We start from the raw sequence: 19,576 nt of genomic DNA on the forward strand, positions 1-19,576 counted from the left end.
GGTCTTCGGTCATGGACTCCTTCGAGCTGATCTGCGAGGTGGAGCCGCCGACGCGGCCGGACCTGACCAAGGTCCGGCACCAGATCGGCGTGATGAGTCCGATCGCGGACGGGTTCCTGATCCCGGACAACCACATCGGGCGGGCGACCGTGTCGAGCGTGGCGGTGGCGAACGAGGTGCAGGCGATGGGCGCGCGCGGGATCGCCTGCCTGAACTCGCGGGACCGCAACCTGCTCGGCCTGCGGCGGGACCTGCTGACCGCGGCGGCGTACGGGGTGGAGCAGTTCCTGTTCGTGCACGGGGACGATCCGAGCGAGGGCGGCCGGACCAGCCAGCTCACCGTGCGGACGATGATCGACGAGACCCGCGCGACCAGCTTCCCCGGCCGCGGGCCGTTCCAGGTCGGCGCGACCGCGCGGCTCGGCAAGCTTCCGCGCTGGAAGGCCGAGGCCGACTTCCTCTACGTGCAGGTCAGCTTCGACCTCGACGAACTGCTGCGCTGGCGCGAGAGCGTCGACCTGTCCATCCCCGTGTACGCCGGGGTGATGGTGCTGGCCAGCGCCAAGATGGCGCAGAACCTGGCCGGCCTGTCCCAGCTGACGATCCCCGACGCCCTGGTCGAGGCGGTTGCGCGGGACCGCGACGCCGGGGTCGACGCGGCCTGCGAACAGGTGCTCCGGATCCGCGACAGCGGCGCCTTCGAGGGGGTCCACCTGGTCCCGGTCAGCCGGTACAGGCAGGTCGCGGCCCGGCTCGAACGCGAACTGTGACGCCTGCTCGCGCCGTAATCGGCCCTGACCGGTTAGTGTCAGCGTGTTGCAACTCGCGTTGAATCACGGACGGAGGAGGAGGCGTGGCACTACCTGGCAAGGGTCTGATCGACGGCCTGAAGGTCACCGCGAAGACGCTGTCCCGCCGCGCCGTGACCGAGCAGTACCCGGACGTGCAGCCGGAACTGCCGCCGCGCAGCCGCGGCGTGATCGCCCTGATGGAGGAGAACTGCACGTCCTGCATGCTCTGCGCCCGGGAGTGCCCGAGCTGGTGCATCTACATCGACTCGCACACCGAGACCGCGCCGTCGGTCGGTGAGCAGGCCCGCGAGCGCAGCCGCAACGTGCTGGACCGGTTCGCGATCGACTTCAGCCTGTGCATGTACTGCGGGATCTGCATCGAGGCCTGCCCGTTCGACGCGCTGTTCTGGTCCCCGGAGTTCGAGTACGCCGAAACCGACCTGCGCAACCTGACCCACGAGAAGGACCGGCTGCGGGACTGGATGTGGACCGTGCCGGCGCCGCAGCCGATCGATCCCGGCGCGGCCGTCGTCGAACCGGCCGCCGTCGAACCCGGCGCCGCACCAGCCGCACCAGCCGCCGATACCACCGCCGCACCGGCCGCCGAATCCGCCGCCGCACCGGCCGCACCGCAGACCACGGACGACCCCGGCCCCACGCCCAGCGGGAGCGGCGCGTGACCACTGCGCTCTTCGCCGTCGCGGGAGCGGTGGCGCTGTTCGCGAGCATTCTGGTCGTCACCTCGCGCCGGATCGTGCACGCCGCACTCTGGCTGGTGGTCGCCCTCGGCGCCGTCGCCGGCTGCTTCGGCGCGCTGCACGCGGAGCTCGTCGCGCTGGTGCAGATCCTGGTCTACGTCGGCGCGATCGTCGTCCTCGTGCTCTTCGCGCTGATGCTGACCAAGGCCCCGACCAACCCGCTGCCGGCCCTGACCACCCGCCGCAGCCCGTTCGCGGCGGTCGTCGCCGGTGTGCTCGCGATCCTGCTCGGCACCGGCGTCGTGATTGCCTTCGGCAACGAAAAGATCGGCCCGGTGCCGGACGGCTCGGCCGAGGCGGTCGGCACGGCGGTGTTCCGCACCTGGGTGCTGCCGTTCGAGGTTTTGTCGGTGCTGCTGCTGGCCGCGCTGATCGGCGCGATCGTGCTGTCGCAGCGCGCCCCGAAGAAGGAGGACTGATGCCGCTCGTCCTCCCGCTGCTGCTCGCCGTCGCGCTGTTCTGCCTCGGCGTGTACGGCGTACTGGCCCGCCGCAACGCGATCACGATGCTGATGTCGTTCGAGCTGATGCTCAACGCGGTCAACCTGAACCTGATCGCCTTCGACGCCTGGCGCCTCGACGGCCTGGCCACCGGGCAGACGCTGGCGATCTTCGTGATCACGCTGGCCGCGGCCGAGATCGGCCTCGGGCTGGCGATCGTGCTGCTGCTGTTCCGCGGCCACGGGCACGTCGACGCCGACGCGGCCCGCGACCTGCTGGAGACCGCGGACACGGCGAAGGAGATCGATCGGTGATCGCGACGACCTGGCGCGTGGTCGGCGTCGGCTTCTCGGTGCTGGTGATCCTCAGCGCGATCCTCCTGTACGGCGTGGAACCGCAGGTCACGTCCTTCCCCGGCACCGGCGTAGGCGCGGCGTACTGGACCTTCGACGTGCGCACCGACGACCTGACCGTGCTGCTGCTCGCCGTCGTCGGCGTGGTCTCGGCCTGCGTCCAGGTCTATTCGATCGCCTATCTGCACGAGCGCGCCGCGTCGTACACGGCGCTCGTCACTCTGTTCACCGCCGCGATGGTCACCGTGGTGATCGCCGACAGCCTGTTCCTGCTGCTGATCGGCTGGGAGGTGATGGGCGCCTGCTCGTACCTGCTGATCAGCCACTACTGGGAGCGCCGCGACGCCCGCTCCGGCGCGATGAAGGCGTTCCTGATCACCCGGCTGGGCGACGTCGGCTTCCTGTTCGGCATCTTCGTGCTCGGCCTCGGCTACGGCACCTTCCGGATCTCCGAGCTCGGCGCGGGTGACATCTCGCCGGCGGCGCTGACCACCGGCACGATCCTGCTGCTCGTCGGCGTGGTCGGAAAGTCCGCGCAGGTTCCGCTGCAGACCTGGCTGCCGGACGCGATGCCCGGTCCGAGCCCGGTCAGCGCCCTGATCCACGCGGCCACGATGGTCGCCGCCGGCGTTTTCCTGATCGCCCGCCTGTACGACGTCTTCGTCGCGGCCGAGACCACGTTGACCGTGCTCGCCGTCGTCGCCTGCGTGACGATGCTGTTCGCCGCGCTCTGCGCGGCGGCCGCGGTCGAGGTGAAGCGGGTGCTGGCCTGGTCGACGGTGAGCCAGCTCGCGATCATGTTCGCCGGCCTCTCCCTCGGTACGGCGGACGGCCGGCATGCCGCACTCTTCCACCTGGTCACGCACGCGGCGTTCAAGGGCTTGCTGTTCCTCTGCGCCGGCGTCCTGCTGCACCAGGTCGGCAGCGCGGCCTTCGTCGTCCTGCGGCGCTACACGCGACGCGGCACGCTGCGCAAGGCGATGCCGGTGACGTTCGTGACGATGACGATCGGGCTCGCGGCGCTGGCCGGCGTACCGGGGTTCGCCGGGTTCTTCTCCAAGGACTCGGTGGTCGAAGCCGCCTGGCACCACGCGCGCGACGGGTCGACGGTCGGCTGGTTCGTGCTGGTGTCGGTGTGCCTGACCGCCGTGCTGACCGCGTTCTACTGCGTCCGGCTCTGGCTGTGGATCTTCTTCCGCACCCCCGCGCTGGCCGGCGCGCTCGGCGCCTTCGAGGACGACGACGCGATGGCCGACGCGGAGGACCCGGACTTCTCCAAGCTGCGCGACGGCTCCTGGCTGATGCGCGGACCGCTGGTGCTGCTCGCCATCGGCGCGATCGTGCTCGGGTACGCCGATGGCCTGCACCTGAGTTGGGCGATCGCGGGGCTGACGACGGTGCTCGCGGTGCTCGGCGCGCTTCCGGCCTACTCGCTGTGGCGGCGGGGGGCTGACCCGCGACCGGTGGTGCTGGAACACGAGTTCGGCGCCGACGCGGCGTACGGGAAGGCGGTGGTGGTCCCGGTGCGCTGGTTCGCGAAGCTGGCCGTGCTCGGCGATCGAGACGTGATCGGCGCTTACGTTCGGGCTGCCGGTCGCACCGGGACGCTGGCCTCGCAGGGCTTCCGGCTGTTGCAGACGGGCAACGTGCAGACCTACTTGACCTTCGCTGTCGCCGGAGTGGTCGCCCTGGCGATCCTGGCGGGGGTGATCGGCGCGTGAACGGCGTACTGCTGAGCATCCTGGCCTTGCCGGTGCTCGCGGCCTTGGCGTTGTGGGCGTTGCCGTCGTCGACGGGGGACCGGATCGCGGCGCTCTACGGGTCGGTGATCTCGGGGCTGGTGCTGGTCGGGTCGGTGGTGCTGTGGGTCGGATACCTGCGGCCGGCCGGCGCGATCACTCTGGAGGCCGGTTTTGTCGATCCCGGCGACCGTGGATCGGTGCCCGGGCGGTTGCACGCGTTCGCCGAGACCGACCTGACCTGGATCCCGGCGCTCAACGTGCGCTTCCACCTGGCCGTCGACAGCATTTCGCTGCCGCTGATCATGCTGACCGCCCTGCTGGTCTTCCTGTGCTGCCTGTACTCGCTGCGCATCACCCCGCGGATCGGCCGGACCCGCTCGCTGATCGCGCTGCTGCTGGTGATCGAGACCGGCGTGATCGGCACCTTCGCGGCCGCCGACCTGATCCTGTTCTTCCTGTTCTTCGAGGTCGTGCTGATCCCGATGTGGCTGGTGATCGACATCTGGGGCGACCACCACGACCCGGCCGGCCGGCGGCGCGCGGCGACCACGTTCGTGCTGATGACCGTGCTCGGATCGGCCGTCATGCTGGTCGGGTTCCTGCTGCTCTACCGCGTCTCCGGCACCTTCGACCTGGAGCTGCTCGGCCAGATCCCGGTCACCGGCGGCCACGGTACGGCGCTGGCCGCGGCGATCCTGATCGCGCTCGGCCTGGCCGTGAAGATGCCGCTCTGGCCGCTGCACATCTGGCTTCCGGACGCGCACGCGAAGGCCCCGACGGTCGGCTCGGTCCTGCTCGCCGGCGTCCTGCTGAAGCTCGGCAGCTACGGGCTCGTCCGGGTCCTGCTGCCGGTCCTGCCCGACGCGACCGCGACCATCGCGCCGTACCTGGCGGGTTTCTCGACGGTGGCGATCGTGGCGGGTTCGCTGGCTTGTCTGGCCCAGACCGACGTGAAGCGGCTGATCGCGTACTCCTCGGTCGGGCACATGGGCTTCATCGGGCTCGGCATCGCGACGATGTCGCCGGAGGGTGTCGCCGGAGCACTGTTCGCGAACATCGCGCACGGCCTGATCACCGGCCTGCTGTTCTTCCTGGCCGGCGCGATCAAGGACCGGCACGACACCAGCGACCTGCGCGTGATCGGCCGGGCGCTCTACGCGCGACTGCCGCGGATCGGCGCGCTGCTGACCTTCGCCTGCCTGGCCTCGCTCGGACTGCCCGGGCTGGCCGGGTTCTGGGGCGAGATGCTCGCGCTGATGGGCGCCTATCGACCGGCCGACGGTCTGCCGCGTACGACGTACCTGGTGATGATGGTGATCGCCGGGCTCGGCACGGTGCTCACGGCTGCGTACTTCCTCCGGCTGATCCGCAACCTGAACCAGGGTGACCCGGCCGAGCACCCGGCGACCGCGTTCGCCGTCGACCTGAGCCGGATCGAGCTCGTGACCTGGGCGCCACTGGTCGTGCTGACCGTGGTGCTCGGAGTGTGTCCCTGGCTGCTGCTCGACCACTGGACGTTCCTATGACGATGACCTGGACCGACTGGCAGGCGATCATCGTCCCGCTGGTCCTCGCGATCGGCGCGGTCGCCGTACTGATGGTGGACGCGTTCTGGGGAGCGGGTTCGCGGAAGTGGCGGCATCTGAGCGTGTCGCTGGTCAGTACCGGTGCGATCCTGTTCGGGCTGGGCTACGTGGTCACGCAGCAGAACCAGTTCCGGCCCGGCTTCTGCCGTACTGCGGTCGAGGGACCGGCCGAGTGCAGCCTGATCTTCGAGCCGCTGACCGCCGGGCTGTGGGCCGTGCTGCTGATCGGCGGGCTCGGGGTCGTGTGGTTGTCGGCGTACCGGCTGCTGGACCGGGACATTCCGGTGGGGGAGTACCACTTCCTCCTGCTGAGCGCGCTGACCGGTGCGACCGTCCTGGCCGGGGCACGCGACCTCGCGACGGTGGTGATCGCGCTCGAGGTGGTGTCGCTGCCGAGCTTCGCGATGGTTGCCCTGCGGCGCGATCGGCGTGGCTCCGAGGGGGCGCTGAAGGCGTTCCTCGTCTCGGTCCTGTCGACCGCGGTGATGCTGTTCGGCATCTCGTACCTGTACGGCGTGACCGGCACCCTCTACCTGCAGACCCTCGCCGCGCGCGTCCCGGGTCTCGACCCGGATCTGCGCCGCGTGGCCTTCGCTGCCGCGTTGTTCGTCCTGGTCGGCTTCGCCTTCAAGATCGCGGCGGTTCCCTTCCACGGCTGGCTGCCCGACACGTACGCCGGTGCGCCGGTCGAGGTCGCCGCCTTCCTCGCCGTCGTCTCGAAGTCCGCGGGCGTCGCCGGTCTGCTGGTCCTGGTCGTCTACGGCATCGCCCCCAGCGGCGTCGACCTGCGCATCGCGCTGGCGATCCTCGCCGCGCTCACGATGACCGTCGGCAACCTCGCCGCCCTGCGCCAACGCGAAGCCGTCCGCCTGCTCGCCTGGTCGTCGATCGGCCAGGTCGGCTTCCTGCTCGCACCCCTGGCCGTCGGCGACGCGCAGGCCGTCGTCGCGTACCTGGCGGCGTACGTGGTCGTCACCCTCGGCGCCTTCGGCGCGGTCGCCGTCGTCCAACGCCACCGCCCCGCCGGCCTGCTCACCGACTACCAGGGCATGCTCCGCTCCGAACCAGGCCTCGCCGCCGCGCTGGTCTTCTTCCTGGTCGTCCTCGCCGGTTTGCCGCCGGGCCTCGCCGGTCTCTTCACCAAACTCGCCGCGTTCCAGTCCGTCATCGACGCCGACCTGCTCTGGCTGGCTGTCGTCATGGCCGTCAACGTGATGATCGGCCTCGCGGTTTACCTCCGCTGGATCGCTGAGCTCTTCCGTGCGCCGGCCGAGGCTCCGTTCTCGGTCAACATCGAGAACTCGGCGGTCACGGTGATCACGACGTGCACGGCGGTTGCGGTGGTCTTCTCGCTGCTCCCCGCCACGCTCTTCGCACTCCTCAGCTGATCAGTCGGGAGCACCTAGCCGCGGCGCGTTCGGGTGGTACTGCCGTTGCCGCTCCACCAGTGCGTCGTCGAAGTCCCCGGCGCCGTTGACCACCTCGCCAACGCCCACCTGCAACCCACGCGCCTTCCCGAAGCCCTTGAGCACCGCGCCTCGGTAATCCGGGTCGGGGTGAGTCAGGTCGGCCCCGCCGGCGAGGACGACGTCCTGGGCGGTGATCTGGCCGAGCACCTGGCACCCGGGGCCGAGCTCCGCAGGTGCGATGACCAGGGCGCCGCTGCTCAGGCGGACGCCATCGCCGATCGTCACGTCCTCACCGGAAGCAACCACCCGCGCCCCACCCTCGCCGATCCTGGTGTCGTTGCCCACGACAACCGATCCGCCCGCCTGGACCGAAACGAACGTCCCGGGCAGCAGTGTGTTCCGGTCGCCGAAGACGCACTCGGCGTCCTCGGCGCACTCGACGACCACGCCGGGATACAGAACGTTTTCCTTGCCCAGGGCCACGCGGGTGCCGATCAGCACCGAGTACGGGTCGAGCACCACCGTTCCCGACTCGGCCAGTTCGAGAACCTCGGCGACCGTGCGGAGCCCACGGTCGCGACGCTGCTGGTCTGTGATCACCCGGGGGACTCTAGGGCGTTTTCCAACGCCGCAACCGCCCGGCTCTCCGGCACGAGGCGGACGTGCACCACTGATCAACCTCCTCCAGAACCGTTGAATCGGCTCGATCCACGCCTGGAGAGCTGCGTCGGAGACAGCTTGATCAGTGGTGCACGTCCGCCCTGGCCGGTGAGACGAGCAGCTGAGGTCAGCGTTCCTCGTGCATCGCCGCCTCTTCAGCGCTGAGCCCGCCGGTCGAACCACTGTCGAAGGCGATCTCCGTGCCTTCGTGATCAGGATGTGCGCCCTCGTCGGGCGTCACCAGCCGCCCGGGCTGCTCCTCGATCGCATCAATCACACCGAGCTCGGTCGGATCAGCCACAGTCGGCTCAGGACCATCGAACTCGTCGGAGTCCGTCAGGTCGGCACCCGTCACGTCCACCAGCCCATCACCCGGTGCGCCGGTCAGCGCTCCGTCAGGATCCGGCCCATCGGCATCCGCATCCACGCGGTTCGACTGCTCACCAGCAGCCGCTCCCGAAGCCTCCAGCCCCGCCCCAGCTCCCGGTACGCCGGTGACTTCGGCCGCGCTGCCCTCCGCGAGTTCACCGGGCTCGATGGTGTCGTCACCAGGATCCACCCGGTCGGACACGTTGGCCGGATCGGTCGGGTCGTTCGGATCCGCGGCTTCGGCGTACGGGTCGGGCTCCGGCTCCTCCCGGTCGAGCCGGTCCGCGAGCGGTTCGGCGGTCGATGCCTCGGCAGGTGTCGTGCCGTAGTCGAGCGACGCGACCGGGTGGTCGGCCGGCAGGGCGGCCGGATGCGGTCCGTCGGCGACCCGGGCCGATTCGGTGTCGTCGTACGCCGACGAGTCGTCGTCCGCGGTACCGGGCAGCCCTTCGGCCTCCGGGTCGACAACCGGCCTGGACTCGTTCTGCGCTTCGGACAACGGAACCTCCTGCTGGATGTACGTCGAATTGGTTGGTCTCCACGGGAGCGCTCGAGTTGTAGCGCGACCGCGCTGGGTCTACCTCGGCTGCGCCGGATTCGTCGGCTCGCCGTGCGCTGGGGGATTCACTGCGGGCCCCGGTTCGGCGCCGACGGCCGAGTCGCTGTCCGGTGATCCCGCGACCTCGGGCTTCATCGCGCCGGGCGAGCCGCTGGTGGGTTGGGCGCCGTCACGGAGCTCGTCGCGGCGATGCTCGAGCAGCTCCAGGACGAGGATGCGCTGACCGTGGTTGCGCTCGTACCCGATCAGTTGCTCCACCTGCTGGATGTCCAGCGAACGCACCGCCGCGGCCAGCGATCCGAACGGAATGTGCTCGAACTCGGGTAGCGGCAGCGCGCCCTGCGGCTGGGTGCTCATGATCGCCCGCTCGCCTGCCCGGATTCGTCCGCGAGGTCGCGATCCTCCCCCGCGCCGTCGTCCGGCGCCTCGACCCGGTTGCCGTCGGAGTCCTCGTCGACGCGCAGGGTCTCGCCGGCCGAGTCGACGATCTCCGACTCGCTGGGATCAGCCGACACCCGGACGTGGTCGTCCACCGAGTTGACCGCCATGGCGCTCGGATCGACGTCGTCCACGGTCGGCCGGTAGTCGTTCTCGGACTCGCTCATCGTGCTGCCTCGCTTTCGCTCGACTCGCCTCCGTAGGTCCCCGGTGCCCAGCCCCATCCCGTGAAAACCAGCCGCAACGCCGCGACGAACCCGGCCCGGTGCGTGGTCGCCGCAAGCCGGGCCGCCCGTCGTACCGGGCGTTAGTCTCGGGTGATGATCCAGGCGCTCGACCCCGCGGCCGCGCTGTCGTGCTCGGACGAACTACGGCACGTCTACCGCGCCGCTTTCGGTGCCCCCGGCTACGACGAGGACGCGGCGGCGGCCGAGCGGTTCGCCGCCGAGCAGCTCCCCACCCACGCCGGCCGAGCCGGCTTCAAGCTCGTGGCCGCCCGGGGCCCCGACGGCGAGCTCACCGGCTTCGCGTACGGCTACACCGGCGAACGCGGCCAATGGTGGTCCGACCGCATCGTCGAGACCGCACCAGAGATCGCCGACGACTGGGTCGGCGGTCACTTCGAGTTCGTCGAGCTGGCCGTCGTCCCAGCAGCCCAGGGGCAAGGCCTGGGCGGCGCACTCCACGACGCCCTGATGGCCCACCTCCCGCACTCGAAGGCACTGCTCAGCACGTACGCCGACGACCGCCCAGCACCCCGCCTGTACCGCCGCAAAGGCTGGCAACTTCTCCACCCCGACCTCACCCCGACGTCGGCCCTCTACGGCAAGAAGCTCCGATGAACCGCGACCAGTTGCTCGCCTGGGTGACCGAGCGACTCCACAACGACCAGCGCGTCCGCGGGCTGTGGATCACCGGCAGTACGGCGCGCGGCACGGACGACGAGTTCAGTGACCTCGACCTGCTGGCGGTCGTCACCGACGAAGACCGCGCCGACTTCGCCTCGACGTGGGTCGCGCAGGTCGTACAGTCGATGCCGCTCGTCCACCACCAACTCCTGGACTTCGGCCCGACGGTCGTCGTCCACCACATCGTCGGCGACAACTGGCTCCGCTTCGACCTCACCTTCGGTCCGGCAGAGAACCTCCGCACCCGCTCACAGCAGACGGCCAAAGTCGTCTTCGACCACGACGACCTGAACAGCGCCCTGCCCGCCGAAGCCCCGCCGACCCGCCCGTCGCCGGAGGTGATCGCCCGAGTGGTGCCGGAGTTCCTCCGCGTGGCCGGTCTCCTTCCCGTCGCCGTAGGCCGAGCCGACTATGTCGTCGCCGCGTCCGGTTCGGCGCTGCTGCGGACGCTGCTGATCCAGTTGATGGTCGAGTCCGTCGAGGTGGAGGACCGCGGCGGCGCGCTGCACCTGCAGACCCTGCTCGCGCCCGACCACTTCCGCCTGCTCGAAGACCTGCCGCCGATCGCCGCCACCCGCGAGTCGGCGATCGCCGTCCAGCGAGCGTGCTTCGACGCCTTCGTTCCCGTGGCGCAAGACCTCTGCCGCCGTACCGGCGTCCCCTGGCCGGAGAGCTTCGCCGACGCCGTACGCCGCCGGCTGGCGCCGCTGTGGTCTCAACCGGAGCGCGCGAAGATGCCGCAGCAACGGGGACCTGGCAGGGTAGGGGCATGACTTCGGAGCGGATCTATGTGGGCAGCTACACCAGCCAGGACGGCGGCGGCACCGGGATCGCCTTCGGAACCGTCGAGGAACTGGTGGTCGCGGTCGAGACGCCGGATCCTTCGTTCCTGACGCGTTCGGCGGACGGCCGCTTCCTCTACGCGACCAACGAGCTGGACGCCGGGCGGGTGAGCGCGTTCGCCGCCGCCGACGACGGGTCGCTGGTGTTCCTCAACGACCAGCCGACCGAAGGCGCGCACCCCTGCCACGTCGCGATCGACCCCTCCGGCAACTACCTGCTGAGCGCCAACTACAGCTCCGGCTCGATCGCGATCCACCCGATCGCCGCGGACGGCTCGCTCGGCGAGGCGACCCAGATCCTGCAGCGCGAAGGCACCGGCCCGAATGCCGAGCGCCAGGAAGGCTCGCACTCCCACCAGGTCACCTTCGACCCGGCGGGGGAGTACGTGTTCGACGTCGACCTCGGCTCGGACTCCGTGCACGTCTCGACGCTGACCCAGGACGGCCGGCTCGCGGAGGTCAGCCGGCTCCAGGTCCACCCGGGCGCGGGCCCCCGGCACGTCGTCTTCCACCCGGCCGGCGGGGCGGCGTACGTGATCAACGAACTGGACTCCACGCTGACCGTCTGCAGCTACGCCGACGGCAAGCTGGCCGTCACCCAGACCGTGTCGACCCGCCCGGACGGCGCCTCGGGCGAGAACGCGCCGGCCGAGCTGCTGATCACCCCCGACGGCCGGTACCTGTACGGCTCGAACCGCGGCGACAACACGATCGCGGTGTTCGCCACCGACGCCGACGGCCTCGGCGTCGAGCTGATCCAGACCATCGGCTCCGGCGGCACCTGGCCGCGACACCTTGCCTTCAGCAACGACTTCACCCAGCTGTACGCCGCGAACGAGCGCTCCGACGCCGTCGCGACGTTCACCGTCGACCAGTCCAGCGGCGCCCTCACCGCAACGGGGACGCCGCTGTCCTGGCCGAAACCGGTTTGTGTCCTGCCCGTGTGAGATGACGGCCGGCTACGACGAGCCGAACCGGGGGCAGTTCCACTTCAGCCCCTGGACCGGCTGGATGAACGACCCGAACGCGGCCGGAGACGATCACGCGCAATCCCGGCGCCGCGGGCAGCGTCGAGACAGCCCAGCTGAACGGCCACCATCTACCGGTCACCCCCGATGGAACCCTCACCCTGCGGCTCCTCGTCGACCGGGGTCAGCCGGCGGTCTTCGCCGCCGACGGTGCCTTCTACCTGTGCCACAACGTCGACTTCGGCAGCGAAGCCGCCGGTGACGGGATCGAGCTCGTCACCGACGGCCCGCCGCGGGTGCAGTCCCTGCAACTGCACCGGCTCGCGTCGATCTGGGTCAGACCGTGACGAGCTTCTCGAAGAAGAACTCGTGCTTGAGGAACGACACGTCGTACTCGTGACCGGGCTGCGGCGGCAGCAGCTGCGCGGCCTGGAAGAGCCGCCAGCCGTCCTTCAACGCCTCCAGCCCGCTCGCGTACGGCGGGACGTCGCTGTCGCCGGTGGTCGGCGAGGTCGCGCCGGTGCCGTCGTACGTCGACCAGCCGACCGTGCGCGAGTCGAGCGCGGACGAGGCCAGGTAGAGGACCAGGACCTGCTGGCGGACCGTCGTACCGGTCGCGGTGCTGTCAGGAGCGGTGGTTGTCATGCGGTCACCTTCTTGGCGGCGTGCGGGTTGAGGCTGCGCTGGGAGATCACGCGCTGCGGGCGGTTCGAGACCCGGGTGACCCAGTAGTCGGGGTCGAAGGTGTCGTCGCCGGTCAGCTTCTGCCACAGCTTGACCCGGTTGTAGATCTCCAGCCGGCCGGTCGCGTTCTCGTACCAGGGGAAGGTCTGGCCGAGCTCGGCGGCGACCTGCTCGTCGTACAGGTCGTCGAGGTTCCACAGCCGGACCTGGCGCACGGTCGGGTTGAAGCGGATCTTGAACATGTAGCGGTCGATCGCGCTGTCGTTGCGGCGGCCGCCGTGCCAGATGCCGTGGTGCAGGAAGACGACGGTGCCGGCCGGGCAGGTCAGCCGGGTCTGGCCGAGCAGGTTCTGGTAGCGGCCGGTGTCGGACTCGTTGGTCCGGCGCAGGTGGCTGCCGGGCACGCTCAGGGTGCCGCCCATCTCGAGCGTCACCTCCTGCGGGTAGTACATCAGCTGCACGTCGAAGGCGTCCTCGCGGACGTCGATGATCGCGTCACCGTGCAGGTTCTGCGCCTCGCCCTCGTTGGCCTTGCGGATGTGCACCGCGTGGTGGTCGACGGTCGGCTCGGGCCCGACCAGGCTGTGGATGGCGCCGGCGACCTCGGGCAGCTGCACCAGCCGCTGCACGAACTCGCTGTCCACGAACGCCTCCGACAGCGGGGTGCCGTACGGCACGGCGGGAACGCCGGCCCGCAGGACGTCGAGGGCCTGCTGGTTCATCTCGTCCGGGACGACGGCGTCCATCCGGAGCGCGCCGGTGGCAACGAAATGAGCCATCTGGACCGAGGTGAGCAGGTTCTTGCGATGAGGATGGGGCATGTCTCTCCCTCTCGGGGCGACTGGTCCGTGGTGGTTCCTACTCGTCCAGGTTAAGAAGCAATCCGCTAGTCGCGCGTCGGTCTGAATCACCACTGGTGGTAATTTCTCACCATGCTTCGGCTAGCCTTGGCTCAGCCGCCGGAGGTGGTCAACCTCGGCGCCGGCGTGCACGGGGTGCACCGCAGCCGCGACGTCTTCCAGCTGCCCGACCTGTGGCAGCTGCATCTCTACAGCTACTCGGCCGACCTGACCCTGGACGGTACGACGTACGCGGTGGCGCCCGGCTTCGTCAGCCTGACGCCGGCCGGGATGCCTGTGCAGTTCGACTACCGCGGGCGGTCGGAGCACCTGTATGTGCACTTCCGGCCGCGGCCGGGCGGCGAACCGTCATACGTGCCGTTGGTGCAGGACGCCGGTGCCGCGGCGCCGCTGCTCGCCGAGTTGCTGCGCTCCGCGATCGAGGCGTCCCCGACCGGTTCCGCGCGGATGGTCGCCGAGGTCTGGACCGCGCTGTGGCGCATCGCCCACCTCAACGCGGGCCCGCCGGACCGGACCGGGCATCCCGCGGTCGCCGCCGCGATCGCGTACATCGAGGCGAACCTCGCCCGCCCGCTGACGGTCCCGGAGCTGGCGCGCGAGGCGGGGGTGTCGCACAACCACCTGACCCGGCTGTTCCACGCCGAGACCGGTACGACGGTGATCGCGTACCTTCGGCGCCGCCGCCTGACCCGCGCGCGGCACCTCCTGGTCGCGTCGACCCTGTCGATCCCGGCCATCGCCGCCTCGGTCGGCATCCCCGATCTCCAGGCGTTCAACAAGGCCTGTCATCGCGAGCTCGGCGGATCCCCGCGAGCGGTCCGAAATGCGGTGGCCGCGGGCGGCGGCACGACCTAGCCTCGGCTCCATGCTGATCCCGGTCGCCGAAGCACCCGAACTCGACGACGAGGCGAGCCGGGTCTTCGCCGAGGGCTGGCCGGAGTTCATCTTCCACGACGCCCTCGCGAAGCAGTACTCCGAGCGCCGGGACCAGTACTTTCCGCACTGGAACTTCTACCTGGTGCCGGACGAGGCGTCCCCTGAGTGGCTGCTCGCCGGGTGCTGGGGCGTGCCGATCGCGTGGGACGGCACGGTCGCCGATCTGCCCGGCGGCTACAGCGACGCCCTGGCCCGCGCCGTCACGTCGTACGAGGCCGGGGTCGAACCCAACACCTTCGTCCTGATGGCCGCCGCCGTACGCCCCAACCAGCAGGGCCGAGGCGTCGCCGCCCAACTGATCACCGCGGTGCGCGACCGGGCCGTCGCCCAGGGGCTGGCACAGGTCATCGCCCCGCTCCGGCCGACGCTGAAGACCCGGTATCCGCTCACCGACATCGCGACGTACTTGACGTGGACCCGGCCCGACGGCCTTCCGCTCGACCCCTGGCTCCGCACCCATGTCCGCCTCGGTGCCACCGTGCTCGCGCCGGCGCCCGCGTCGCAGACCATCACCGGTTCGGTCGCCGACTGGGAGAAGTGGACGGGCATCGCGTTGCCTTCACCCGGCACCTACGTCATCCCGGCGGGCCTCTCCACGCTCACCATCGCCGACGGCACCGGCACGTACGTCGAACCGAACATTTGGGTTCGTCACGCGTAGCCAGGCTCAATGATTGCCGGGCCGTCAGGCTGAGTCGGCCAGCGGGAACACCGTGGCGACCGCGGCCGTGCGGCTGGTGACGCCGAGCCGTTCGTAGATGTTCTCCAGGTGCTTGCGAACCGTGCCCTCGGCAACGAAGAGGCGGCGGGCGATCTGGGTGTTGCTGTGGCCGGCGGCGACCAGGCGGAGCAGTTGCCACTGCCGGCTGGTCAGGTCGGGAATCCCGGCCCGCCGGCGTTCGAGATCGCGCCGGATCTCCATCAGGTGCGGGCGCAGCATCCGTAGCAGCAGGCGTTCGCGCTCGCTGAAGTCGCGACCTGACGCCCGCGACAGCAGCATCCGGCGGTCCTCCGCGCCGCGGGCCGGGAACGGAACGCAGATCTCGCTGCGAATTCCCAGCACCCTGAACCATTCGCCGACCGGCGACCTGCCGAGCTGCCGGGCGGACAGGTAGTCCGACGTCTTCCAGACGCTCTCGTAGTCCCCGGTGCGCTGCGGGCGGCTGCAGACCTCCTCGTCCCAGTACGAGTGCCAGAACAGGTCCTCCCAGCCGTCGAACAGGTCGACCGGAAGCTCGGTGACCTCCTCCAGGCCGAGCACTTGGCGGTCGAGCGGGCGGCTCAGCTGGAAGCTGACGTCGTCGGCCGGTACGAGCTCGCGCAGCGCCCGCAGGACCTCTCGCGGGAACTCCTCGCCCGGCCCGCTCTGCCGGCCACGGTCGATCACGTCGAAGATCCGGCGCAAGTCTCGCTCCGTGACGGTCAGTTGCTCCACCATCGCGATCCCCTCCTCCTGTTTTCAGGCTAGGCCCGTCCGCGGCCCGCGCCCATACGTCGAACGTCGTATGGCTCGGCCGGGTTTACGGCGCCACGGTGGCTGTACGGCGGCACCGCGTCGCCCAGCCTGAAAGGAAAGCTCATGAAACTGCTGTCCCGTCTGACCGCCGTCTCAGCCGGTCTGGTGCTCCCGGTTGTCGCGCTGACCGGCACCGCCTACGCCAAGCTGCCGCCGGAGGACCCGGACACCCGACCCGGCCCGGTCGCTGACGACCCGGTCGCGCCGGTCGTGCAGCTGACCGGCTTCGCGACCTGGCAGGTCGTCGCACTGGTCCTGACCGCCGCGCTCGTCGCCGCCGTACTCACCGCGGTCGCGACGCACTTGCGCCCGGCGTACGCGAAGTAGGGCTCAGGAGACCGCGAGCACGGCCAGTCCGTCGGGCCCGAGGACTCCCCTGAGAATCCGGAGGGAGTCCTCGCGGTCCGGCCCGGTGATCGCCTGCTCGGCCCAGAGCGCGACGTCTTCCAGAGCGCGCGCGTGCCGGTAGTACCGAAGATTCCGATCGTCGATCTCCGTCTCCCCGTAGCCGGTGAAAAACGCGTCGAGCTGCCCCGGGTTTGCCGGCCCGAGCGTCCCCATCCCGCCGAGCACGAACATCAGATCCTGTTCCCGCGCCGCCAGCACCGCGTCGTCCCAGTCGATCAAGTGGACGCTCTCGCCGACGATGACGTTGCCCAGATGCGGATCTCCGTGGCAGATCACCGGCGTACCCCGCGGCCCGTCGACCGGCTCCAGCAGCCCGAGGATCAGCTCCCGATGCTCGCGCCACAACCGCGCGAGCTCCGCCTCGATCTCATCACCCGGCACCTGCCCGGTCAGCCGCTCATCCAACTCCCGGAACAGCCCCGGCATCCGCGCACTCACCGGATTGAGCGCAGGCAACACCCGCCGCAGTCCCTCCGACGGCTCCGCCGAGTGAACCCCCGCCAGCAGCACCCCGTACGCCGTCCACTCCGCGTCGGTCAGCCCAACCTCCGCCGCCCCCCGCCCGTCAACCCAAGGCATCACCGTGAGCCGCCGCCCCTCGCGCACGCTCCACAACTCACCGCCACGAGTCGGCACCGGCCCTGCAACCCCGGCCACCCCCGCAGCCGCCAACTCCGCACTCACCCGCGCCCCGGCATCCGTCCCACCCCCGGACCACTTCACGGCGTACCGCCGCTCCCCGGCCCGCGCCAACCAGACCTCCGCAGCCTGATCAGCACCCCCATGCACCCGCGTGAGTTCAACCACATCAAGCCCGAAGTCCTCGCGAACGAACTCCCACAGCGCCCTCGTCGTCACGCCGCCCACCATGCCCGCCCGCGGTCAGGCCTGCGACCGATTTCCCCAGCCGCCCTCCGCAGTCCCCATCCGATTTGCTGTCAGGGGCACTGTCTGTTGTATCGTCTCTCACGCCGCTCCTCGGAGCAGCACCCCTGGCAGGTTGCCCGAGCGGCCAAAGGGAGCAGACTGTAAATCTGTCGGCTTATGCCTACGCAGGTTCGAACCCTGCACCTGCCACAGGGCCTGAAACAGCCCCTGATCCACGGATCAGGGGCTGTTTCGTTGTCACCAGAGAAACGTGAGTTCCGCGAGGGTGAGCTGCGGGCGGGTGGACGCCCACATATCGAGGCAATCCCGGAGGTCGCGCTCGGCGCCGGCCAGCCCGAGGACTGTGGCTTCGGTGGCTGCGGGTGGGTGGTCGTGGCCGGGGGAGCCGTGGGAGCAATCCGCGCACATCAGGCGGATGCTGGACCAGTCGTCGACGCCGAGGCCTCGAGAGGCGGCGAGGTCGGCGAGGGCGTCCAGGTCGCTGGGGTTGGCGTTGAGTACTTGGGCTTGCCAGGTCGGCAGGCCGGAGTCCTCGAGGCGGGCGAGTTGGTCGAAGACGGCGACCTCCTGATCGCCGAGCCGGCGGGTGCCCTTGGGCTCGCCGTCATGCAGTACGACGTCCCCGAAGCGATGCCCGGACGCCGGCAGCGGAACGCTCGAGATCACCGCGTGGGCGGGGCTTCGGCGCCGGCACCAGACGACCTCGGTGTCGCCGAAGTCGGGGGTCACCTGGTGCGGCAGGCTCGGGCGATCGGGGTTGAGCCGGATCGGCGCGGCGCCGAAGTCCATGTCGATCGGCGCGGTCCCCGCCTCGATGCCGTCGATCCCGTACGCCGTCCAGGCGCGTCGCGCGGTCGCCCAGTCACCGAGGGCGGTCGCGGCGATGCCGAGGTTCCAGGCGGCCGGGTTCTCCCCGTCGTACCCAGCGGCGTCGTCGGGCGTGAACAGGTCGACCGCGCGCTGGTTGCGGACCGCCGATTCGGCCCAGTCCCCGCGGGCCTTGGAGTACATCCCGGCCTCGAACCAGATCTCGGAGAACTGCGGCAGCAGCTCGAGCAGCTCCACCGCCAGCCGGCCCGCCGCCTCGGCGTCCTCGGTGCGGTCGGCCTCCTTCCACTCCGCCCAGACCGTCTTCGGCGAGCGGTCGCTCGTCGTACCATCCCTCTGCGCATCCATGCGCGCATCCTGCCGCACGATGCCGGGGAATAGGCTGCGGGCGAGCTGGGGTTGCTGGTTGTGGACCACCGATCGTGATCGAGGAGAAGAGCGGGCGATGAAACCCACCGAGTTCGTCAAGGTGAACACTCAGTTCTGGGGGGAGCACCTCAAGGGTGTGAGCGACCACCTGCCGACGAGCCACCGGACCGAGTTGCCCGGCCCGCTGCTCTACCCGCGGATGATGGTGCTGACCGAGACCCCGGACTGGAACATCCTGGAGCTGGCCGGCGTCAGCCGCGAGTACCGCTCGCTGGAGGTGCGGCGGCAGAAGGCGGCCGGCATCGACGAGTACTTCGGTACGTCGGCCGGCGCCGGCGCGGTCGTCGCGCTGCCGGACGAGAGCGTCGTCAAGGACGCGACGATCGCCAGCGAGCGCGGGAAGAACGCGCTGTCGGACTGGTTCCCGGCCACGCAGAGCCTGCTCGGCAACGAGATGGTCGGCCCGAGCGACAAGCTGCTGGACTTCGCGCCGGGCAACTACGCGGTGCTCGACCGGGTCCTGCTGGCCCAGTCGTCCGGGCTCGCGGTTCGGCTGCGCTGGAACTTCTTCACGATCGCCATCCACCGCTCCGAGCCCGCGGACAGGTACCGCGAGTTCCTGCAGCGCCTGGTCAACTCCTCGGAGCACCTCGACCCGATCGGCACGTTCGCCGTACCGCGGGGTGAGGCCGTCGAGCGGGCCCTGAAGGCGGATCAGTTCGCCAGCACGTACCTGCACGGCCTCGCGAAGCTGACGACCAGCGAGTTCCTCGCCCAGCACGAGGACGTCCTGCTCAGCGCTTTCGACGCGACCCGCCTGATCGTCCAGCCGGCGCTGGAGTCGTCGGAGGGCACGGTCACTCCCGACTTCATCCTCGAACGCGAAGACGGCACCCACGTGGTCGGCGACCTCGCGCTCCCGCTCCGCGAAACGGGCCAGAAGCACCGTCGATCCCTCGACCTGCCCGCGGGCGCGACCCGGTTGGCGGCGTACCAGAAGTACTTCACCAGCGCCGAGAACCAGGCCTTCGCCAAGACCAAGTACGGCGTCGAGGTCACCGACGCCCGCACCGTCCTGGTCGTCGGCACCCAGGACCCCGCCGCCGACTTCCCCCAGGCCGCGAAGACGGCGTCGTCGGTGGAAGTCGTCGACTACGACACCCTCCTGCGCCTCCACCTCGCGGCGAAGTCAGCCACCCCGGCGACTCCGGCGGACTCCGGTCCGACCACCATCGCCAAGATGCCGTAACTCTCAGCCGTCGCT

At 70.2% G+C, this 19,576-nt stretch carries 23 protein-coding genes, 1 tRNA gene and 1 pseudogene; 15 read left to right on the forward strand and 10 right to left on the reverse strand.

Annotated features, from left to right (window positions below):
• The first annotated feature begins 11 nt into the window (after window positions 1-11).
• The 7 genes and pseudogenes from BWI15_RS37070 (at window position 12) to BWI15_RS37100 (ending at window position 7,058) form a co-directional block, all read left to right on the forward strand.
• Window positions 12-770 carry a methylenetetrahydrofolate reductase gene (locus BWI15_RS37070; RefSeq protein WP_077019121.1) on the forward strand — a complete coding sequence of 253 codons (759 nt, stop codon included), beginning with the start codon at window positions 12-14 and terminating at the stop codon, window positions 768-770.
• 218 nt (window positions 771-988) lie between these two features.
• Window positions 989-1,204, forward strand: a pseudogene (locus BWI15_RS40395) (4Fe-4S binding protein); the annotation flags it as partial.
• Between the two features lie 263 nt (window positions 1,205-1,467).
• Window positions 1,468-1,968: an NADH-quinone oxidoreductase subunit J family protein gene (locus BWI15_RS37080; RefSeq protein WP_077019123.1), complete on the forward strand. Its 501-nt coding sequence runs from the start codon at window positions 1,468-1,470 to the stop codon at window positions 1,966-1,968.
• Complete coding sequence (gene nuoK, locus BWI15_RS37085) at window positions 1,968-2,303, forward strand: NADH-quinone oxidoreductase subunit NuoK (RefSeq protein ID WP_077019124.1); 336 nt, start codon at window positions 1,968-1,970, stop codon at window positions 2,301-2,303. Before BWI15_RS37080 ends, nuoK begins: the two co-directional genes overlap by 1 nt.
• Complete coding sequence (locus BWI15_RS37090; RefSeq protein ID WP_077019125.1) at window positions 2,300-4,063, forward strand: NADH-quinone oxidoreductase subunit 5 family protein; 1,764 nt, start codon at window positions 2,300-2,302, stop codon at window positions 4,061-4,063. Before nuoK ends, BWI15_RS37090 begins: the two co-directional genes overlap by 4 nt.
• Window positions 4,060-5,610: a complex I subunit 4 family protein gene (locus BWI15_RS37095; RefSeq protein WP_077019126.1), complete on the forward strand. Its 1,551-nt coding sequence runs from the start codon at window positions 4,060-4,062 to the stop codon at window positions 5,608-5,610. The genes BWI15_RS37090 and BWI15_RS37095 overlap by 4 nt, the downstream gene beginning before the upstream one ends.
• A complete protein-coding gene (locus BWI15_RS37100; protein WP_077019127.1) occupies window positions 5,607-7,058 on the forward strand; it encodes an NADH-quinone oxidoreductase subunit N in 1,452 nt (483 codons plus the stop codon). Before BWI15_RS37095 ends, BWI15_RS37100 begins: the two co-directional genes overlap by 4 nt.
• Here the strand turns inward: BWI15_RS37100 and BWI15_RS37105 are convergent, their stop codons facing one another.
• From BWI15_RS37105 to BWI15_RS37120, 4 genes are all read right to left on the reverse strand, one after another.
• Window positions 7,059-7,679, reverse strand: a complete 621-nt coding sequence (locus BWI15_RS37105) for a hypothetical protein (protein ID WP_077019128.1) — start codon at window positions 7,677-7,679, stop codon at window positions 7,059-7,061.
• A 187-nt stretch (window positions 7,680-7,866) separates the two neighbouring features.
• The gene (locus BWI15_RS37110; RefSeq protein ID WP_077019129.1) at window positions 7,867-8,607 is read right to left on the reverse strand and encodes a DUF5709 domain-containing protein; all 741 of its coding nucleotides are present in this window, start codon (window positions 8,605-8,607) and stop codon (window positions 7,867-7,869) included.
• Between the two features lie 78 nt (window positions 8,608-8,685).
• Window positions 8,686-9,024, reverse strand: coding sequence for a hypothetical protein (locus tag BWI15_RS37115; protein WP_077019130.1), 339 nt, complete (start codon window positions 9,022-9,024; stop codon window positions 8,686-8,688).
• Window positions 9,021-9,272: a hypothetical protein gene (locus BWI15_RS37120; protein ID WP_077019131.1), complete on the reverse strand. Its 252-nt coding sequence runs from the start codon at window positions 9,270-9,272 to the stop codon at window positions 9,021-9,023. The genes BWI15_RS37115 and BWI15_RS37120 overlap by 4 nt, the downstream gene beginning before the upstream one ends.
• A 153-nt stretch (window positions 9,273-9,425) precedes the next feature.
• On the opposite strand from BWI15_RS37120, the gene BWI15_RS37125 reads away from it, so the two are divergent.
• Genes BWI15_RS37125 through BWI15_RS37135 form a run of 3 tightly spaced genes read left to right on the forward strand, consistent with a single transcriptional unit; the run spans window position 9,426 to window position 11,802 of the window.
• On the forward strand, window positions 9,426-9,947 hold the full coding sequence (locus BWI15_RS37125; RefSeq protein WP_077019132.1) for a GNAT family N-acetyltransferase: 522 nt from the start codon (window positions 9,426-9,428) through the stop codon (window positions 9,945-9,947).
• On the forward strand, window positions 9,944-10,786 hold the full coding sequence (locus tag BWI15_RS37130) for an aminoglycoside 6-adenylyltransferase (RefSeq protein ID WP_077019133.1): 843 nt from the start codon (window positions 9,944-9,946) through the stop codon (window positions 10,784-10,786). Before BWI15_RS37125 ends, BWI15_RS37130 begins: the two co-directional genes overlap by 4 nt.
• Window positions 10,783-11,802 (forward strand): lactonase family protein, encoded by a 1,020-nt coding sequence (locus BWI15_RS37135; protein WP_077019134.1) that lies wholly within the window; start codon window positions 10,783-10,785, stop codon window positions 11,800-11,802. The genes BWI15_RS37130 and BWI15_RS37135 overlap by 4 nt, the downstream gene beginning before the upstream one ends.
• Window positions 11,803-11,954: 152 nt before the next feature.
• Here the strand turns inward: BWI15_RS37135 and BWI15_RS37140 are convergent, their stop codons facing one another.
• The 3 genes from BWI15_RS37140 to BWI15_RS37150 are packed head-to-tail and all read right to left on the reverse strand — an operon-like array spanning window position 11,955 to window position 13,328.
• The gene (locus tag BWI15_RS37140) at window positions 11,955-12,140 is read right to left on the reverse strand and encodes a hypothetical protein (protein WP_077019135.1); all 186 of its coding nucleotides are present in this window, start codon (window positions 12,138-12,140) and stop codon (window positions 11,955-11,957) included.
• 19 nt (window positions 12,141-12,159) lie between these two features.
• Entirely contained in the window at window positions 12,160-12,468 is a 309-nt protein-coding gene (locus BWI15_RS37145; RefSeq protein WP_077019136.1) for a hypothetical protein, read from the reverse strand.
• Window positions 12,465-13,328 carry a phytanoyl-CoA dioxygenase family protein gene (locus BWI15_RS37150; protein WP_193432216.1) on the reverse strand — a complete coding sequence of 288 codons (864 nt, stop codon included), beginning with the start codon at window positions 13,326-13,328 and terminating at the stop codon, window positions 12,465-12,467. Before BWI15_RS37150 ends, BWI15_RS37145 begins: the two co-directional genes overlap by 4 nt.
• Before the next feature lie 111 nt (window positions 13,329-13,439).
• Here BWI15_RS37150 and BWI15_RS40550 point away from each other — a divergent pair, with 111 nt between their 5' ends.
• Window positions 13,440-14,222, forward strand: coding sequence for an AraC family transcriptional regulator (locus BWI15_RS40550; protein WP_077019137.1), 783 nt, complete (start codon window positions 13,440-13,442; stop codon window positions 14,220-14,222).
• A gap of 10 nt (window positions 14,223-14,232) precedes the next feature.
• Window positions 14,233-14,964 (forward strand): GNAT family N-acetyltransferase, encoded by a 732-nt coding sequence (locus BWI15_RS37160; protein WP_077019138.1) that lies wholly within the window; start codon window positions 14,233-14,235, stop codon window positions 14,962-14,964.
• A gap of 24 nt (window positions 14,965-14,988) precedes the next feature.
• Here BWI15_RS37160 and BWI15_RS39915 read toward each other — a convergent pair whose 3' ends face one another.
• Window positions 14,989-15,741: a helix-turn-helix transcriptional regulator gene (locus tag BWI15_RS39915; protein WP_077019139.1), complete on the reverse strand. Its 753-nt coding sequence runs from the start codon at window positions 15,739-15,741 to the stop codon at window positions 14,989-14,991.
• A 141-nt stretch (window positions 15,742-15,882) separates the two neighbouring features.
• On the opposite strand from BWI15_RS39915, the gene BWI15_RS37170 reads away from it, so the two are divergent.
• Complete coding sequence (locus tag BWI15_RS37170; protein WP_077019140.1) at window positions 15,883-16,146, forward strand: hypothetical protein; 264 nt, start codon at window positions 15,883-15,885, stop codon at window positions 16,144-16,146.
• Window positions 16,147-16,149: 3 nt separating this feature from the next.
• Here BWI15_RS37170 and BWI15_RS37175 read toward each other — a convergent pair whose 3' ends face one another.
• Window positions 16,150-17,085, reverse strand: coding sequence for a phosphotransferase enzyme family protein (locus BWI15_RS37175; protein WP_168197427.1), 936 nt, complete (start codon window positions 17,083-17,085; stop codon window positions 16,150-16,152).
• Window positions 17,086-17,221: 136 nt separating this feature from the next.
• Here BWI15_RS37175 and BWI15_RS37180 point away from each other — a divergent pair.
• A tRNA-Tyr gene (locus BWI15_RS37180) sits at window positions 17,222-17,304 on the forward strand.
• Window positions 17,305-17,352: 48 nt separating this feature from the next.
• Here the strand turns inward: BWI15_RS37180 and BWI15_RS37185 are convergent.
• The gene (locus BWI15_RS37185; RefSeq protein WP_077019142.1) at window positions 17,353-18,291 is read right to left on the reverse strand and encodes a tetratricopeptide repeat protein; all 939 of its coding nucleotides are present in this window, start codon (window positions 18,289-18,291) and stop codon (window positions 17,353-17,355) included.
• Window positions 18,292-18,388: 97 nt separating this feature from the next.
• Between BWI15_RS37185 and BWI15_RS37190 the strand changes: the two genes are divergently transcribed.
• On the forward strand, window positions 18,389-19,561 hold the full coding sequence (locus tag BWI15_RS37190; protein WP_077019143.1) for a hypothetical protein: 1,173 nt from the start codon (window positions 18,389-18,391) through the stop codon (window positions 19,559-19,561).
• Window positions 19,562-19,576: the final 15 nt, after the last annotated feature.

Origin of the sequence: Kribbella sp. ALI-6-A, assembly GCF_001984195.1 — a bacterium.
GTDB lineage: Bacteria > Actinomycetota > Actinomycetes > Propionibacteriales > Kribbellaceae > Kribbella.

Excerpts from the sequence above, each read along its gene's own strand:
- BWI15_RS37070 (WP_077019121.1), top strand. The coding sequence starts at position 12 with ATGGACTCCTTCGAGCTGATCTGCGAGGTGGAGCCGCCGACGCGGCCG.
- nuoK (WP_077019124.1), top strand. The coding sequence starts at position 1,968 with ATGCCGCTCGTCCTCCCGCTGCTGCTCGCCGTCGCGCTGTTCTGCCTC.
- BWI15_RS37100 (WP_077019127.1), top strand. The coding sequence starts at position 5,607 with ATGACGATGACCTGGACCGACTGGCAGGCGATCATCGTCCCGCTGGTC.
- BWI15_RS37115 (WP_077019130.1), bottom strand. The coding sequence starts at position 9,024 with ATGAGCACCCAGCCGCAGGGCGCGCTGCCGCTACCCGAGTTCGAGCAC.
- BWI15_RS37120 (WP_077019131.1), bottom strand. The coding sequence starts at position 9,272 with ATGAGCGAGTCCGAGAACGACTACCGGCCGACCGTGGACGACGTCGAT.
- BWI15_RS37125 (WP_077019132.1), top strand. The coding sequence starts at position 9,426 with ATGATCCAGGCGCTCGACCCCGCGGCCGCGCTGTCGTGCTCGGACGAA.
- BWI15_RS37130 (WP_077019133.1), top strand. The coding sequence starts at position 9,944 with ATGAACCGCGACCAGTTGCTCGCCTGGGTGACCGAGCGACTCCACAAC.
- BWI15_RS37135 (WP_077019134.1), top strand. The coding sequence starts at position 10,783 with ATGACTTCGGAGCGGATCTATGTGGGCAGCTACACCAGCCAGGACGGC.
- BWI15_RS37145 (WP_077019136.1), bottom strand. The coding sequence starts at position 12,468 with ATGACAACCACCGCTCCTGACAGCACCGCGACCGGTACGACGGTCCGC.
- BWI15_RS37150 (WP_193432216.1), bottom strand. The coding sequence starts at position 13,328 with ATGCCCCATCCTCATCGCAAGAACCTGCTCACCTCGGTCCAGATGGCT.
- BWI15_RS40550 (WP_077019137.1), top strand. The coding sequence starts at position 13,440 with ATGCTTCGGCTAGCCTTGGCTCAGCCGCCGGAGGTGGTCAACCTCGGC.
- BWI15_RS37160 (WP_077019138.1), top strand. The coding sequence starts at position 14,233 with ATGCTGATCCCGGTCGCCGAAGCACCCGAACTCGACGACGAGGCGAGC.
- BWI15_RS39915 (WP_077019139.1), bottom strand. The coding sequence starts at position 15,741 with ATGGTGGAGCAACTGACCGTCACGGAGCGAGACTTGCGCCGGATCTTC.
- BWI15_RS37170 (WP_077019140.1), top strand. The coding sequence starts at position 15,883 with ATGAAACTGCTGTCCCGTCTGACCGCCGTCTCAGCCGGTCTGGTGCTC.
- BWI15_RS37185 (WP_077019142.1), bottom strand. The coding sequence starts at position 18,291 with ATGGATGCGCAGAGGGATGGTACGACGAGCGACCGCTCGCCGAAGACG.
- BWI15_RS37190 (WP_077019143.1), top strand. The coding sequence starts at position 18,389 with ATGAAACCCACCGAGTTCGTCAAGGTGAACACTCAGTTCTGGGGGGAG.